The 16,126-nt window shown below is 60.9% G+C and carries 14 protein-coding genes; 5 read left to right on the forward strand and 9 right to left on the reverse strand.

From position 1 onward, the window contains the following. Window positions 1–11: 11 nt before the first annotated feature. On the reverse strand, window positions 12–1,535 hold the full coding sequence (locus F8N66_RS22780; RefSeq protein ID WP_150733731.1) for a fumarate hydratase: 1,524 nt from the start codon (window positions 1,533–1,535) through the stop codon (window positions 12–14). 394 nt (window positions 1,536–1,929) lie between these two features. Between F8N66_RS22780 and F8N66_RS22785 the strand changes: the two genes are divergently transcribed. After that, window positions 1,930–3,036: a GGDEF domain-containing protein gene (locus F8N66_RS22785; RefSeq protein WP_150772320.1), complete on the forward strand. Its 1,107-nt coding sequence runs from the start codon at window positions 1,930–1,932 to the stop codon at window positions 3,034–3,036. After that, a complete protein-coding gene (locus F8N66_RS22790) occupies window positions 3,029–3,964 on the forward strand; it encodes an iron-sulfur-binding ferredoxin reductase (protein ID WP_150772321.1) in 936 nt (311 codons plus the stop codon). The genes F8N66_RS22785 and F8N66_RS22790 overlap by 8 nt, the downstream gene beginning before the upstream one ends. Window positions 3,965–4,134: 170 nt before the next feature. Here F8N66_RS22790 and F8N66_RS22795 read toward each other — a convergent pair whose 3' ends face one another. After that, window positions 4,135–5,436, reverse strand: a complete 1,302-nt coding sequence (locus tag F8N66_RS22795) for a hypothetical protein (RefSeq protein ID WP_150772322.1) — start codon at window positions 5,434–5,436, stop codon at window positions 4,135–4,137. 243 nt (window positions 5,437–5,679) lie between these two features. Further along, window positions 5,680–7,131, reverse strand: coding sequence for a pyruvate kinase (pyk, locus tag F8N66_RS22800; protein ID WP_150772323.1), 1,452 nt, complete (start codon window positions 7,129–7,131; stop codon window positions 5,680–5,682). 171 nt (window positions 7,132–7,302) lie between these two features. Between pyk and F8N66_RS22805 the strand changes: the two genes are divergently transcribed. The 3 genes from F8N66_RS22805 (at window position 7,303) to F8N66_RS22815 (ending at window position 9,010) form a co-directional block, all read left to right on the forward strand. Next, window positions 7,303–7,680: a tetratricopeptide repeat protein gene (locus tag F8N66_RS22805; RefSeq protein WP_150772324.1), complete on the forward strand. Its 378-nt coding sequence runs from the start codon at window positions 7,303–7,305 to the stop codon at window positions 7,678–7,680. 244 nt (window positions 7,681–7,924) lie between these two features. Then, on the forward strand, window positions 7,925–8,284 hold the full coding sequence (locus F8N66_RS22810) for a PilZ domain-containing protein (RefSeq protein WP_150772325.1): 360 nt from the start codon (window positions 7,925–7,927) through the stop codon (window positions 8,282–8,284). A 294-nt stretch (window positions 8,285–8,578) separates the two neighbouring features. Next, a complete protein-coding gene (locus tag F8N66_RS22815) occupies window positions 8,579–9,010 on the forward strand; it encodes a hypothetical protein (RefSeq protein ID WP_150772326.1) in 432 nt (143 codons plus the stop codon). Between the two features lie 312 nt (window positions 9,011–9,322). Here the strand turns inward: F8N66_RS22815 and F8N66_RS22820 are convergent, their stop codons facing one another. The 6 genes from F8N66_RS22820 to F8N66_RS22845 are packed head-to-tail and all read right to left on the reverse strand — an operon-like array spanning window position 9,323 to window position 16,054. Further along, window positions 9,323–10,654, reverse strand: coding sequence for a DUF58 domain-containing protein (locus F8N66_RS22820; RefSeq protein ID WP_150772327.1), 1,332 nt, complete (start codon window positions 10,652–10,654; stop codon window positions 9,323–9,325). After that, window positions 10,651–11,652 carry an AAA family ATPase gene (locus tag F8N66_RS22825; RefSeq protein ID WP_150772328.1) on the reverse strand — a complete coding sequence of 334 codons (1,002 nt, stop codon included), beginning with the start codon at window positions 11,650–11,652 and terminating at the stop codon, window positions 10,651–10,653. The genes F8N66_RS22820 and F8N66_RS22825 overlap by 4 nt, the downstream gene beginning before the upstream one ends. Next, window positions 11,649–12,803 carry a DUF4350 domain-containing protein gene (locus F8N66_RS22830; RefSeq protein ID WP_412070754.1) on the reverse strand — a complete coding sequence of 385 codons (1,155 nt, stop codon included), beginning with the start codon at window positions 12,801–12,803 and terminating at the stop codon, window positions 11,649–11,651. The genes F8N66_RS22825 and F8N66_RS22830 overlap by 4 nt, the downstream gene beginning before the upstream one ends. A 20-nt stretch (window positions 12,804–12,823) precedes the next feature. Then, window positions 12,824–14,368, reverse strand: coding sequence for a DUF4129 domain-containing protein (locus F8N66_RS22835; protein WP_150772330.1), 1,545 nt, complete (start codon window positions 14,366–14,368; stop codon window positions 12,824–12,826). Next, window positions 14,355–15,332, reverse strand: a complete 978-nt coding sequence (locus F8N66_RS22840; RefSeq protein ID WP_150772331.1) for a stage II sporulation protein M — start codon at window positions 15,330–15,332, stop codon at window positions 14,355–14,357. The genes F8N66_RS22835 and F8N66_RS22840 overlap by 14 nt, the downstream gene beginning before the upstream one ends. Next, window positions 15,329–16,054, reverse strand: coding sequence for an RDD family protein (locus F8N66_RS22845; RefSeq protein WP_150772332.1), 726 nt, complete (start codon window positions 16,052–16,054; stop codon window positions 15,329–15,331). The genes F8N66_RS22840 and F8N66_RS22845 overlap by 4 nt, the downstream gene beginning before the upstream one ends. Between the last annotated feature and the right edge of the window lie 72 nt (window positions 16,055–16,126).

The following is a 16,126-nucleotide window of genomic DNA, read 5'->3' on the forward strand; positions in this document are numbered from 1 at the left end:
AGTCCAAGCGCTTACTGCACTTCGACCGCCAGGCTTTCACTGATCTTTTGCTGCCAGATGGCAGGACCGGTGATGTGGACCGACTCGCCTTTGCTGTCGACCGCGACAGTTACCGGCATGTCCTTGACGTCGAACTCGTAGATCGCTTCCATGCCCAGTTCGGCGAAGGCCACCACGCGGGACTTCTTGATCGCTTGCGCCACCAGGTAAGCCGCGCCGCCCACTGCCATCAGGTAAACGGCCTTGTGGTCCTTGATCGCCTCGATTGCGGTCGGGCCGCGTTCGGATTTGCCGATCATGCCCAGCAGGCCGGTTTGTTCCAGGATCTGACGGGTGAACTTGTCCATCCGCGTCGCGGTGGTCGGACCGGCAGGGCCCACCACTTCTTCGCGCACCGGATCAACCGGGCCGACGTAATAGATGAAGCGACCCTTGAGGTCCACCGGCAGGGTTTCGCCCTTGTTCAGCATCTCGACCATGCGCTTGTGCGCGGCGTCGCGACCGGTGAGCATCTTGCCGTTGAGCAGGACGGTTTCGCCCGGCTTCCAGCTCTGCACTTCTTCCGGGGTCAGGGTGTCGAGGTTGACGCGACGGGCCGACGGACCGGCTTCCCAGACGATTTCCGGGTAGGCGTCCAACGGTGGCGCTTCCAGCGAGGCCGGGCCGGAACCGTCGAGCACGAAGTGTGCGTGACGGGTGGCGGCGCAGTTCGGGATCATGCACACCGGCAACGAAGCGGCGTGGGTCGGGTAGTCCATGATCTTCACGTCGAGCACGGTGGTCAGGCCACCCAGGCCCTGGGCGCCGATGCCCAGTTGGTTGACCTTCTCGAACAGCTCCAGGCGCATTTCTTCGATGCGGTTCTGTGGGCCGCGAGCCTTCAACTCGTGAATGTCGATGGATTCCATCAACACTTCCTTGGCCATCACCGCGGCTTTCTCGGCGGTGCCGCCGATGCCGATGCCGAGCATGCCCGGTGGGCACCAGCCGGCGCCCATGGTCGGAACGGTCTTGAGCACCCAGTCGACGATCGAGTCGGACGGGTTGAGCATGGCCATTTTCGACTTGTTCTCGGAACCGCCGCCCTTGGCCGCCACGTCCACTTCCACGGTATTACCCGGGACGATGGAGTAGTGGATCACGGCCGGGGTGTTGTCCTTGGTGTTCTTGCGAGCGCCCGCCGGGTCGGCGAGGATCGAAGCGCGCAGGACGTTTTCCGGCAGGTTGTAGGCGCGACGCACGCCTTCGTTGATCATGTCGTCCAGGCCCATGGTGGCGCCATCCCAGCGCACGTCCATGCCCACGCGGACAAACACGGTCACGATGCCGGTGTCCTGGCAGATCGGACGGTGGCCGGTGGCGCACATGCGCGAGTTGATCAGGATTTGCGCCATGGAATCACGGGCCGCTGGCGATTCTTCGCGCAGGTAGGCTTCGTGCATCGCCTGGATGAAATCCACGGGGTGGTAATAGGAAATGAACTGCAGGGCGTCGGCAACGCTCTGAATCAGGTCGTCTTGCTTGATCACGGTCATGAGTCGCGCTCCTCTAAAAGACGGGAACATTCAATAAGGTGCTTGCAGCTTGGGTGCATCGGTCGGTTGCAAGCACCTTTCAAGGCACGCCGGGCATGCTGGCGCGACGCTAAAAAGGCGCGGCAGTATAGCGCGCCTCGCTCACGGGCACACGCGCCGGTGGTCAAACCTTGGTCTCATTGTCGAAGCCGATCTCTGTCGGCGCTGCCGAAGGCTGCGATCTTTTGATTTTGATTTTAAGGAGAAGATCAAAAGATCGCAGCCTGCGGCAGCTCCTTCAGGGGACATGGGCCACGGAAAATCGATGGTCATTTATCGGCCGCGCCACTAAAGTGACATTCGGTCTGTAGAGTAGGACGCTCTGTCAGTCTCCTTTCATTCGGTGAGTCAACGATTGACCCATAACGCCATCCAGCGCCTGTTGCTTAAACGTTTCGCCCTCGCGGCCGGCACCTACGCCCTGGCATTGCTGTTGCTGTGGCTGGCGTTTTTTACCGGTCACTATCAGGACTCGCTGGCAGGCGTGGCCATCGGCAGCGCGCTGGTGGTGATTAGCCAGGCGACGCTGTTCATGGTGTTCTATTCCGGCTGCAACCTGCGCTTCGCCGATCCCAGCCTGACCGAGGCCCAGGTGTTGCTGGGGCTGGGTTGGCAAACCTGGTTGATCGCCCATCTGAATGATGCCCGCGGGGCGTTCCTGGTTTTTTATGTCTTGATTCTGCTGTTCGGGCTGTTCCATCTGTCCCGACGCGCCTTCCTGCGCTGTGCCTTGCTGGTGTTCTTCAGTTTCAGCGCGATCACCTTGTGGGAGGGCTACCACTTCCGGCTGCCCGACCCGGCACTGGCGGCGTTGCAGGTGTGCTTGCTGTTGATCGTGCTGGTGTGGCTGGTGCTCTATGCCGGTTATGTCCAGGCTTCGCGTCACCGCATGCGTCAGCGGCGCTTTGCGTTGCAAGCGCACCAGGACACCCTGCGCGGGATGATGCGCCAGCTCGAAGACCTGGTCGCCACCGACGAATTGACCGGTTTGTTCAATCGCCGGCATTTCCTGCGCCTGGCCTCTCGCGAGCTCAATGCCATGCAGGCCGATGTCGTGCATGGCCTGGCGCTGATCGATCTGGACCATTTCAAACGCATCAACGACCTGCACGGCCATGCCGCGGGCGATCAGGTGTTGCAAGCCTTTGCGGGCGTAGCGACCGCCTGCCTGCGCGACGGTGACGTGCTGGCCCGCTATGGCGGCGAAGAGTTCGTGGTGCTGCTGCCCGATTGCGATGCCGACAGTTTGACGTCGTGCTGCGAACGACTGCGGATTGCCTTCACCGATGTCGAGTTGATCGGTCTGAGTGTGCCTAACCTCAGCCTGTCCGCCGGCATGACCCTGCTGGCGCCGGGGGACGATCTCGATGATGCCCTGCAGCGCGCCGATCAGGCGCTGTATCGCGCCAAGCGTGACGGCCGTAACCGTTGCGCGGCGGCGTGGGAAAACGTCGATGCCTGAGTTACGCGTGGGTGAGCGCCGCTGGTCGGTGGCGGCGGGCAGCAATCTGCTCGATGCCCTGAATCAGCACGGCGTGGCGGTGCCCTACAGCTGTCGCGCCGGCAGTTGCCATGCGTGCCTGGTGCAATGCGTGCAAGGGCTGCCGGGCGACAGCCGCCCCGATGCCTTGAGCGCGGAACAGCGCCAGCAAGGCTGGCGCCTGGCGTGCCAGTGCCAGGTGGTCGAGGATTTGCAGGTGCACACCTTTGACCCGCAACAGGACGGTCGTCCGGCCGAGGTCGCCGCCGTCGACTGGTTGAGCGACAACGTGTTGCGCTTGCGCCTGACCCCGCAGCGTGCTTTGCGCTACAGCGCCGGCCAGCATCTGGTGTTGTGGGCCGGCCATGTCGCGCGGCCGTATTCCCTCGCCAGCCTGCCGGAAGACGATCGCTTCCTGGAGTTTCATCTCGATTGTCGGTTGCCGGGGGAATTCAGCGACGCGGCCCGTCAGTTGAAAATCGGCGATCCCATTCGTCTCGGCGAGCTGCGCGGCGGGGCGTTGCACTACGACCCGGACTGGCACGACCGACCGTTGTGGCTGATGGCTTCCGGCACCGGACTGGGACCGCTGTTCGGCGTGCTGCGCGAAGCGTTACGCCAGGACCACCAGGGTGCGATCCGCGTCATCCACCTGGCCCATGATGCCAGCGAGCATTATCTGGCCAAGCCGCTACAAGCCATGGCCGCCAGCCGACCCAACCTGAGTGTCGAGCTGTGGACCGCCGCCGAAGCGCCAGCCGCCCTGGCGCAACTGCGGCTTGCGTCCCGGCAAACCCTGGCCTTGCTCTGCGGCGGCCCCGACAGCGTCGACGCCTTCGCCCGGCGCCTGTACCTGGCGGGACTGCCGCGCAATCAACTGCTGGCGGATGTGTTTTTGCCTCGTGGTTGAGTGCTCGCCACAGTAAATGCTCTCGGACAAGGAGACGCCATGGCCGATGCCATCCAGATCGACGGTTGCGATCTCCGGAAGCGATAGCGACGTTGTCCGGGTTTATCAATCGGTAGGGCAGAGGCAACCCTCGACAGCGCGAAGGTTGCCTGTTGATTGGAGTGCTACGGTCAGGCACTGTTTAGCAGACGGGCCGCGAGGACGGCTCTGCCAAAGATGCCGTCATAATCACTGCCAGTGATCAATATTTTTCTATCGGTTTGCAGACTCATCCCGTAAGCCATGGCTCTTCTAACCGGTAGTTCAGGAACAGACCAGCCCTTGCCGGCTCCGAAGTTCGTGTCGCGCCCGCCATCAATCTGGTATTTCGCTGCAACGAAATAGGGCGTTACGCCGACGAAGTACCTGCCCGAAGCAATGATTTTGTCGTCCTGGATCGCCACGGCTAGAAACATGACTTGATGAGGAGGATTGAATGACTCCTCAATGGGGGCGCCGTGATTGAATCTGGGATCAATCACACCGTCCAGTGTATAAACCGCTAACAAGCCTGTGCGCTGGGTGTTTCCGAAGCCCGTGGCCACAGGCCGGCCATCGGACAGTAGTGCTATAGACTCAAATTGAAAGGCTGTCCCCCGTAACAGGGTATACCCCGTACCAGCAAAATTTCTGTTGAAACTGCCATCCAGATTGAGGCATGCCAACAGAGCACCACCGATCGCCCATCCGCAAACGAAAATTTTTCCGTCACGCACAACAATACCGTTGAGCCCGCTCCGCACATCGAGCACCTTGGACAGTGCGGCGTGACCGTTTTCCCCGAATGTCGTGTCACCTGTGCCGTCGAGGTTGAAGCACGAGACAACCCCGGTAGAAACTCCCAGGCGCGGATCGATCCCGCTGGTTATGAGGTAAATCTTGTCGTCATTTATGCAGGCAGCACTTGCAGAAGAATGGCTGGACAATGTGGCGTCCGTCGTTAGCGGTTGGCGAGTCTCGGCCTCAAAAGGGGATTTTAGAGGAATGAATCCACCCTCACCGAAACTTGTGTCAAGCTCTCCGCTTGCGGTTAGCCTGATCAGTAACTGGGCCAGCGTATTCGTACCTACCCCGACAACGTCGTAGCCCACACAAGCAAGAATCAGATCTCGCCCTTGTTGATCGGTTAAGAAGAAAACTTGAGTGGGTATTGCGGACAGGTCGTCATCAGGCACCTTGATATGCACAGTGCCGTGTGTCCCGAAACTAAAGTCGAGTGTTCCATCGGGCAGAAGGCGAGTGATGCTCACATGGTTGGTCAAATCACTGTCTTGCGCCTGGCTACTGCCCAGGATGTAGATCTTTTTGTCGGGACCCTCTGCAACGCATAGACCGTTGGTGGTAGTAAAACCGGGATAGGGCAATACCAACCGTCCCTCGTTCGCGAAACCTGGATCGAGTTCACCCGGAGCAAGTTGTGGGGATGTGGTCATTTTCAGTTTCCTTCAAAAAACAACGATTGAGCCTTCAGGCGCTGTGGATGGAAAACTGCTCCAGCCAGGCACGGCATGCCCGGATGACTGATATTTGGCGAGAAGCCATCGGTATTAAATGAACGGTGCAGAGGGCTGTCTACTGTCAGATTTGACAGGTAGTGGCCTAATTAGCTGATCTATAAGCGAAAAAAAGCCCCGCCATTCACATGGCGGGGCTTTTGTCTTTCAGCAACCGGTCACTCAGACCATCGGGTGGCCAACGTGCAGGATTTTCATGCCGTTGGTGCCGCCGGTGGTGTGGTAGCTGTCGCCCTTGGTCAGGATGACCCAGTCGCCTTTTTCCACGACGCCCCGTTTGACCAGTTCATCGATCGCGGCCTGGCTGACTTCGTTCGGGGCCAGGGAGGCCGGGTCGAACGGAATGGTGTACACGCCACGGAACATCGCCGCGCGGGCCTGGGCTTCGCGGTGCGGCGTGAACGCGTAGATCGGCACCGAGGAGCGGATGCGCGACATGATCAGCGGGGTGTAGCCACTTTCGGTCAGGGCGATGATCGCCTTCACGCCCGGGAAGTGGTTGGCCGTGTACATGGTCGCCAGCGCGATGCTCTCGTCGCAACGCGTGAATTCCGTGCCGATGCGGTGGCCCGAAGTCTTGCTGGTCGGGTGCTTTTCAGCACCGACACAGATACGCGCCATCGCTTGCACGGCTTCCAGCGGGTACAGGCCGGCAGCACTTTCGGCCGAGAGCATCACGGCGTCGGTGTAGTCGAGCACGGCGTTGGCCACGTCGGACACTTCGGCGCGGGTCGGCATCGGGTTCTGGATCATCGACTCCATCATCTGGGTCGCGACGATCACCGCCTTGTTGTGGCGGCGTGCGTGCAGAATGATTTTCTTCTGGATGCCCACCAGCTCGGCGTCGCCGATTTCCACACCCAGGTCACCACGGGCCACCATCACGGCGTCGGACGCATTGATCAGGCCGTCGAGGGTTTCGTCGTCGGCCACGGCTTCGGCGCGCTCGATCTTTGCCACCAGCCAGGCAGTACCGCCGGCCTCGTCGCGCAGTTTACGGGCGTATTCCATGTCGGCCGCGTCGCGCGGGAAGGACACGGCCAGGTAATCGACCTCCATTTCCGCGGCGAGCTTGATGTCGGCCTTGTCTTTCTCGGTCAGGGCCGGAGCGGTCAGGCCGCCACCACGACGGTTGATGCCTTTGTGGTCCGACAGCGGGCCGCCGATGGTCACGGTGCAATTCAATTCGGTGGCGGTGGCGGTATCGACGCGCATCACCACGCGGCCGTCGTCGAGCAGCAGTTCGTCGCCCACGCCGCAATCCTTGACCAGGTCCGGGTAGTCGATGCCGACCACTTGCTGGTTGCCTTCGGTCAGAGGATGGCTGGTGGAGAAGGTGAACGTGTCACCGATCTTCAGCTCGATCTTCTTGTTGGCGAATTTGGCGATACGGATTTTCGGGCCTTGCAGGTCACCCAGCAGGGCGACGAAGCGGCCGTGCTTGGCGGCCAGGTCACGCACCAGCTTCGCGCGAGCCTTGTGCTCGTCGGGGGTGCCGTGGGAGAAGTTCAGGCGGGCGACGTCCAGGCCAGCCAGAATCAGCTGTTCGAGAACTTCCGGCGAGTTACTGGCCGGGCCAAGGGTAGCGACGATTTTGGTACGACGGACGGACATGCAAAGACTCCTGAGTTCAAGCGCTGAGTGAGGCTACTATGGTCCGCAGGTGTAGTCATTGTTCGTATGCACTACTTTTTACTTTCTTTATTGAACGCGGCAAGTTTGTGTCGGGTCGCCTGAAGATTTCCGCTCTCGGGTCGATACAGCGTCCAAGACAGGAGATTTCCCATGCGATTCGTGCTCATAGCCGCCGTTGCCCTCATCAGTGTCACGGGCTGCACCCGATTTTCGATGAACCATCATTTGAACCTTGCCTACAGCGCCTATGACCGGGGCAACTGCGAGCAGGTCATGCTCGAATTGTCCAAGGTCGAGCGCGCCAGCCGGGCGCGGCCTTATATATGGCCGGAAGTGTCGATGATGCGCGGCCAGTGCCTGGAACGGCAGAAAATGTTTATCGATGCCGCCCAGACCTACCAGTTCATCATCGCCTCGTACCCGCAAAGCGAGTATGCCTACCGCGCCCGTGCCCGCCTGGAAACCTTGCAGAGCCTGGGCCACTACCCGACCCGCAGTGCCGCGGTGGTGCGTCCGACACAGTTCTGATTGCAGTTGTCATCTTATGGCTGGCCGACCGGCGGCGGTGAGCTATAGTCGAATAGGACCGGTTTAGAGCCTTGTCTCTGAACCGAGGCAACACCTGTGATCGGCAGGCGTAAGCGACAGCGGTTCATGGACTGTCGCACCGGGATCGGGGAGAGCGGGCCGTTCATGCCTGGATACTGACGGGCGGGCCTGTTCCGAAGCATTAGTGCGGTCCTGCTTAAGGGCCTTGCGTAGCGAATTCAGCATGTTCACTGACCGCCGGATCGAGCGGCATCAACTGCCGTATTTTCTGAAAGTGTTCAACAGCGTCACCGACAAACCCATCGGCTATCTGGGCAATGTCTCCGAAGACGGAATGATGCTGATCAGCCAGTTGCCGATGATGATCGGCGCGGATTTCGATTTGCGCCTGAAAATTCCCGCCAGCGACGGCTGCCAACAGGCCATCGACCTGCGGGCGCGTTGCCTGTGGTGCCATGAAGATGAAACGCCCCAGCACTATGACGCCGGTTTCAGCCTGCAAACGGCGCCGCCGGAATATGGGCAGCTGGTGGAGGCGTTGAGGTTGTACTTCAGCTTTCAGACATTGCCCGCATCGGCCTGAGCGGAAAAGTCGCAGCCTTCCAGGGCTCTGCATGATCGGAATTCATGCTTGAATCACGGCGAATGCGATTCTGATGGACGCAATGGGACGTATGGTTTTTTGTTCCTGATGTCATTACCCAATCAAAACCGAAAACCACCTCCGCGCAGTTGGAGGTGGAGATGCCGTTCGTCTTAACTGTCATTTTTTACAGGTAGGCAGGGTGTGTAAATTAGTATTAACTGTTTTTGATCGAAAAGTTTTTATAGTGGATCGCCGATTTAAATAAATAAACAGTCACTAAGGTGTTTGATCATGAGTGCTGAAGAATTTGAGAGGTTGGACGGTGTTGTTACTGGACTTTCGTCTGGAGATAGTGCCGTGGAGGGTGAAGTAATTCGAACGCTTGAGGTCCCAACTGCTGGGCAAGTTGTCCAGTTTAAATTTAAGTATGAATTTCGTGGGAACGAAGTTCCGATTGAACTTATTTCGTACAAGGTTACCCCTGGCAATGGCAGGGGCGAAGGTAAGCTAAGTGTAGCTTTTATGGGGGCTCCATACTACGGCTACATTGGTGGAGAATTGACCAGGAAAGCTCTTCAGGATGGGGCAGAGCACGGTCTGCGGTACGGTCAGGTGATGACTCAAAGGCCGGGCGAAGGCATTTATGTGATGTGTCAGTTTCAGCTGGATACGCCGGGTGGGGACCCGCCAAAAGAATCTAGAACATACCAAATAAAAGAATGATTGTGCATTGGCTGTTGTGGTGTATTTCTATTGGTGCATTGAAATTTTATCGAGTCAGCTAGTTAGCTGGTGAATATGAGACGTGCCAATGGAGTTGTATCTGTGGTATTTCGTCTGGATCATATGGAAATTATGCTTCTCAATACGGGGCGGTTTAAGTTTCGCCGTCCTGTATTTTTCTTTGCCAAGTAAAATGGTTTTGATTAGTTCTTTGTTTCTCGTTGTCCAGAGAATTCCCTGGCGGTGGAAAATGTCAATTCAACAAGCTGACGCTCCTTGAATAATCCCGATCCGCCCTTTCCCTCGCTAATACTAAAATACCCCTGCCCTTTTCCATTCCAGATAGTGCGACACCATTGCTGCACCTAACTCGACAGCAGCTACGTCCAACACGGGAACCCCTTGGGCACTTAGCCGCTGATGCAGTTCGGCCCGTGCATTCAAGTAATCCACGGTGCCGCAATAGGCCAGTGCCTCGGGCAAGGTCTGTACCGGTGTTTCGCGCAAGTGGTCTAGCACCTCTTCGCGCAGGCTGGCGACCAGCACCCGATGCGGCTTGTTCAGGCGTTTGACGGCCATCAGCAGTTCCTCATCGTCCTCATCCCGCAAGTTGGTCACCAGCACCACCAGCGCCCGGCGTTTCTGTCGGGCCAGCAGTTGAGTGACGGCGCCTTGATAGTCGGCGCTGCGCTGGCAGCTCTGCAGGTCGTATACCGTGTTGAGCAGGACGTTGAGTTGCCCGCTGCCTTTGATCGGGGCGAGGTAGCGCGGTGAGTCGCTGGCGAACGTGCACAGGCCGACCGCATCGCCCTGGCGCAGGGCGACATAGCTGAGCAACAGGCAGGCATTGAGTGCGTGATCGAAATGCGCCAGCTCACCGTCCTGGCTGCGCATGCGGCGGCCGCAGTCGAGCATGAACATGATGTGCTGGTCGCGTTCGTCCTGATACTCCCGGGCAATCGGCGTACGTTGGCGGGCGGTGGCTTTCCAGTCGATCTGGCGCAGGCTGTCGCCCTCGCGAAACTCGCGCAGTTGATGAAACTCCAGCCCTTGGCCACGGCGCTGACGCTGGCGGACGCCGAGCTGGCTGAGCCAGTTATCCACAGCCAGGAGTTGGCCGCCGTAAAGGTGGGCGAAGTCGGGAAACACACGCGTGTGGTCCGTCAGGCTCAGCAAGCGCTTGTCGGACCACAGGCCCAACGGACCTGGCAGATTGACTTCGCAGCGTTCGATAGTGAAGTGCCCGCGCTTGAGCGGACGCAGGCGATAACGGCTCAGGCTGCGCTGGCCGGGCTGCAACTGCACCGACAGCGGCAGGTTTTCGACACTCAGGCCGTCCGGCACATGATCGAAAAGTTGCACGTCCAGCGGCTGAGCGAAATCATGTTCAACTTCCAGCGCTACCTCACCCCAGCGACCCAGGGCCAGGCTGCCGGGCAGGCGCCGTTGCACACGGGGCGAGGGCAGGCGCTTGAGGCGCACGGCATCGAGCAGCGCGAGGGCCAGCAATGCCAGCAACAAGCCCCAGTTGATCCGCGACAGATACGCAGGCAGCGTCAACCCCAGCGCCTGCATGGCGCCCAACGCGATGCCGATGGCCAGCAGCGCGGCGAGCCAGAGCAGCAGCAGGCGGCTGGGTTTCACAGGCGCGGCGCCGGCACTTGGTCGAGCAACTGCCGCAACACCTGATCCACCTCCAGCCCTTCGATGTCCAGTTCCGGCGCAATGCGCACGCGGTGACGCAACACCGCCAGGGCGCAGCCTTTTATGTCATCCGGAATCACGAACTCGCCACCGCGCAACAAGGCCCGCGCCCTTGCGCAGCGCACCAGCGCAATAGAGGCCCGGGGGCCCGCGCCCAGGGTCAGGCCCGGCCAGCTGCGGGTGGTGCGGGCCAGGCGCACGGCGTAGTCGAGCACCTGATCATCCAGTGGCAGGTCACTGGCGATGCGCTGCAAGGCCAGCACGTCCTTGGCCTGCAACACCGTACGCAGCGGCTGAACGTCGAGCATGTCGGCGCGGGTCGAGCGACTCACCTGGCGCACCATGTCCAGCTCCTGCTCGGCGTCGGGGTAATCCATGCGCACCTTGAGCATGAAGCGATCCAGCTCGGCTTCCGGCAGCGGGTAGGTGCCTTCCTGTTCGATGGGGTTCTGCGTGGCCAGCACCATGAAGGGTTGCGCGATGGGCAAAGCGCGACCTTCAAGGGTCACTTGCCGCTCCTGCATGGCTTCGAGCAACGCGGCCTGGGTTTTCGCCGGGGCACGGTTGATCTCGTCGGCCAGCAACAGGTTGGTGAACAGCGGGCCCTTGCGCAGTTTGAATTGCTCGGTCTGCAAGTCGTACACCGCATGCCCGGTGACGTCGCTGGGCATCAGGTCCGGGGTGAACTGGATGCGCGCGAATTCTCCACCGAAACAGCGAGCCAGCGCGCGCACCAGCAAGGTCTTGCCCAGCCCCGGCACGCCTTCGAGCAACACGTGGCCACCGGCGATCAACGCCGTGAGCACGTCGTCGATCACGTTGTTCTGGCCGATCACGGCCTTTTGCAGTTCACCGCGTATCGCTTGAGCCAATTGGCTGGCGCGCTGGCGTTGCTGGGCGGCGTGACTGGAGCCATCGGGCTCGATCGGTTCACTCATAGGGCGTTCCTCAAGGTTTGCAGATGGGCAACCTGGCGACTGAATTCGGCGCTGGAAAGCCGCTGCCTGGGTCGTGGGCTCATGGCCTGGCTGATAGCGCGTGTGGGTTGGCCGCTCAGGCGTGCAAGCACCCACCATTGTTCGGCGACGTCGAGTTGGTCATAACCGGGATGACGATGGCGAGCGCGGCGCAGAATGTCTTGCTGCAGGGCTTGCAGCAGGGTGTGCTGACCGCTGCGGCGCAGCATGAAATCGGCACAGGCACGCAGGTGTTCCTGCAATTGCCGGCGCGCTTTCGGGGCGGGTGCCTGCATGGGCCCGTGGCGCACACCGACATGCCACAACCCCAGGCCGGCCAGGGCAATCAAGGCGACCAGTGCCTGGGGGAAATAGCGCAGCAACAACGTCCACAGGCTGTCGTGAACGGTGTCGTAGATCAGTGTCACGCGGGTGTCCGCCGTCAGGTACCACAATAGCCAGGCGTTGTCGTACTGGTCGATGGCCGGGGTTTTCCACAGGTCGGCGTCGGTCACCACGATGATTGAACCGAGCCCGTGGTTGAGCTGCATCATGTGCGTGGCCTTGCCGCTGTTGGCCCAGGCCTGGGCGAGGTTTTTCGGGTCTTCGAGATGGAACGCCGTATCGAAGCTGGCGTAGGCCGGTGCGTCTTCGTTTTCCAGGTACAGCTTGGTCAGTGTCGGGTAGGGGTCGGTGCCGTTGCCTTTTTCGGGTTCGGGCGGCGGGTCCTTGAGGTCTTTGCTCAGGGATTGGTGCAGTTGCACCCGGTCCAGCAACCGGTCGTTGCTCTGCCCGGTCTTCTCATCCCACAAGGATTGAGCGACGAACAAAAGACGCCCGCCCGCCCGGGTCCAGTTCATCAGTTGATCGATCTGCCGGGGCGTCATGTTGTAGCGGTCCCCGAGCAGCAACAGACTGTGCTGGTGCGGTTCCAGGCTGGGCAGGACGTCGAGGCTGTTGGCATGGCTGACGGCCAGGCCCTGGGCGCCCAGGAAATGTTCGGCGGCCAGGTAAGGATTGGCCTGGGCTTCGGGCGAGGGACCGTGATCGATTTCAGCCGGGTAGGGCGTGGCCTTGAAGTACAGATAGACACTCAGTGCCGCGAGCAGCACGGCGATCAGACCGCCAGCCATCACCGTCCAGGCGCGCCGGTTCAACGGCTGGCTCCCGGCCCGAACAAGGCCCGCCAGCCGTCACACAGTTCCTGTTGCAAATGGGCCGGGGGCAAGCGATGTCCGTAGGCCATGTTCTGCCAGTGACGGGTCAGGTTCTGGCTGAAATCCAGCAGGGCCGGTTGTTGCAATCGCTCGATGCGCGCCAGTACCTGGCCTTCGGTGTCGGCGGCTTTCAGCGCCATGCCGAAGTCGTGCAACAAGTGACTGAGGAGGGCGCGATAGAGCAAACCCAGTGCTTCGCGAGGCTGGGTTTGCCAGAGGCTTTCGGCGCTGGCGGCGATATCGACGGGCAAGGTGTCGCGGTCAAGGTCCAGGCCGAATGCCTGTTGTGGCGTGCGCCGCACGGTTTTATTGCCAGGGCTCGGGCGACGGCTGACGAAGGCCTGCAGCCAGTCGCGGTAACGCCAGATCAACAGGCCGATGGCCGCGATCACGGCCCCCCAGAGCGCGGCCTCGATCAAAGTGGCCAGGGCGCCGAAGCGCTGGCTGTCAAACAGTTCGAACAGTGCCTTGAGCCATTGCGGTATCTCGCTATCGCCCGAAGCCTTGGCGGGCGCGGTGTCCTCGCCGAATCGGTAGCGGGTGACCGTTTCCTTGTTCTTGAACGGTGGCTGATCGAGGATCGACCTGATGCTGTCGCGGGACGCCTGGCTGCTCAGGGGTTGTTCCAGCAGGCGCGGGCTGTCGGGTGCAATGCCCGGATCAGCGGCCCAGACGCTTTGCGTCGTCGGCAACAACACACTCACCGCCAGCAATAGCGCGACGGCCGTACTGCCCAGACGCTGGCGCAGCCGACGAAACACCAGCTCGATGTCCCAGGCCTCCAGCACCGTGCGTCGGTTCAGATAAAGGCTGAAGCCGCAGGCGACGTAGATCGGCTCCCACATCACCAGCACCAGGACGTAAAAGGCGTTAGTCAGGTGTTCCAGCCAGCGCCAGTTTTGCGTGGTGGCGCTGATCAACGACTGCCAGCTCCAGTCGAGGGCCACGTGTGGCGGCAGGAGCCAGTAGAACAGCACCATCAGACCGATCCACAGGGCGGACTCCAGGTGCACGCCGATCAACGTCAGCCATCGCGACGCGCTGGCGTCGCGCTGCAACAACACCTGCAACCGCTGTTGTCGCGCTTCACCGCTCAGGCTTTCGAGCTGTACCACCGGCAGCAGAAAGCTGCGACTCAGGCTCAGCCGGCGCCAGGTCAGGCTGGCCAGCAGTTGTGGCTTGAGCAGCCGCGGCCACTGGCGAAGCGCTTGTTTGAGCGTGGGCGTTTCCCCGAACATGGCCTTGGACAGGATGTACAAGGGCAGGCGTTCGAAGGCCGGTTTCAGCCACCAGAAGATGAACACCGCGAGGGAAGGCGACTCCCATAGCCCCCAGCTCAACAAGGCAAAAACCGGCAAGGTGACCATGGCCCAACTGGTCATCAGCAGGCGCCGATGGCGTTGGCTCAATAAGACCCCCAGGTCCATGGCTTCCCAGGTGGGGCGTGGGCGGATGACCACCGTGGCGTCACTCAGGCGCATGGCGGACCCGTCCGGCAAACAGCAGATAAATCGCGACCGACAGCCAGAGTGCCGCTCCGACCAGGTACTTGGTCATGGGTGTCGGTGCGGTCATCGACGACCAGTAAGCTTCGATAAACGCCGCAATCAGTAGAAACAACATGACCCCGCAAATCAGCAGCACGCTCTTGCGCGCCGCCAGGCGCAAGGCTTCGGCACGGGCCTGGCGTCCGGGTGCAATCAACGCCCAGCCCAGTTGCAGGCCGGCCGCTCCCGCCAGGGCAATGGCGGTCAATTCGAACGCGCCATGACCGATCACGAAAGACCAGAAGGTTTGTCCGTAGCCGATCGTCGTCAGGTGCCCGGCGACCGCGCCGATGGTCATGCCATTGAAGAACAGGAAAAACGCACTGCCCAGGCCAAACAGCAAACCGCTGGCGAAGGTCTGAAAGGCGATCCCGATGTTATGCATGATGTAGTAGCCGAACATCACCCAGTCTTCGCTGGCGGCCCGTTCTGCCGAGCGCCCGAGGTGACCGGCGACGGGGTCGTACATGCTTTGCATTTCGCTGACCTGCTCGGCCGGGATCAGGTTGTAGACCAGGTCCGGAAACAAATAGACCAACAGCGCGATGCCGAACAGGCTGCCGTAGAACATCAGGCTGGCGACCAGCACGAAACGCCACTGCTCACGCACCAGCCGGGGGAAATCCGCAAGGATGAACGCCAGCGCCTGGGCGCCCAGCCGGCTGCGATGACGATACAGTTGTTGATGCCCACGCAGGACTTGTTGCTGCAACGAGTCGACCAGAAAGCTGCTGTAGCCGCGTTCCCGAGCCAGCGCGAGGTGTTGGCAGATGCGCCGATAATCACCGGGAAAACTGTCGCCCCCCGGCGCACTGCGGTTGCGCTCCAACTGGTCCAGCAGGAGGGAGAACTGCTCCCATTCGGCCATGTGCCGGTGTTCGAAAAGACTTTGCTTCATGCCGGCCCCAGCAGGCCGCGGGCGATGCCATTGAGTTCGGCTACGGCCCGTGACGCTGGAACCTGCAACGGCTGCGCGAGGATCGCTGCCAGTTCGTTGACCCTGGCATCGGACAATTCAGCCTGGCGTTCGGCGAACCCGAGGATTGCGCGTTGCTCGGTCAGTGTCAGGGCGAACGCCGGGCGACAGGGCTGGGCGGGCGGGAGTTGCGGGCGGGTCAGTGGCTGTTCTCGGTGAATCACCAGCGTCCCGGCGGCAATGTCGCCCAGGCGCTTGAAGCCCGGGTGTTGCAGGCAGCTGATGGCCCCGAGGAAGTAACCGAATGGCAGCAAGTCGACAACGCGCAAGAGATTGCGCAACAACGACGCGGACCAGCCAATGGGGGTGCCGTCGTCGTGCACCACGCGCAGGCCCATCCATTGCTTGCCCGGTGAACGGCCCTGGTTGAGGACTTCGAACAGCACCATGTACCACCAGCTCACGCCGAAGATCAGCAGCGAACCGAGCCCCGCGCCGAGTTTGCCGAGCATCGCCAGGACAATGAACAGCAGGCCGAGGATCAAGCCGCGCAACGCCAGGTCGATGGCGAACGCCATGGCACGAACCATCAGCCCCGCCGGGCGCAGGGGCAAATCGATGCCTTCCGGCGTTTCGACCTGATACCGCGTATCCAGTGGCGGGAGCAGCGGCGCATTCCTTGGCAGTGCTGTGGTCTCGAGCATGGGCAACCTGATGATGTGGCCTGATCGGGATTGTCTCGTTACCCGATGCTAGCAGCCTCGTCGGGGAAAACG

This window comes from Pseudomonas fluorescens, from assembly GCF_902498195.1.
Taxonomy (GTDB): domain Bacteria; phylum Pseudomonadota; class Gammaproteobacteria; order Pseudomonadales; family Pseudomonadaceae; genus Aquipseudomonas; species Aquipseudomonas fluorescens_BU.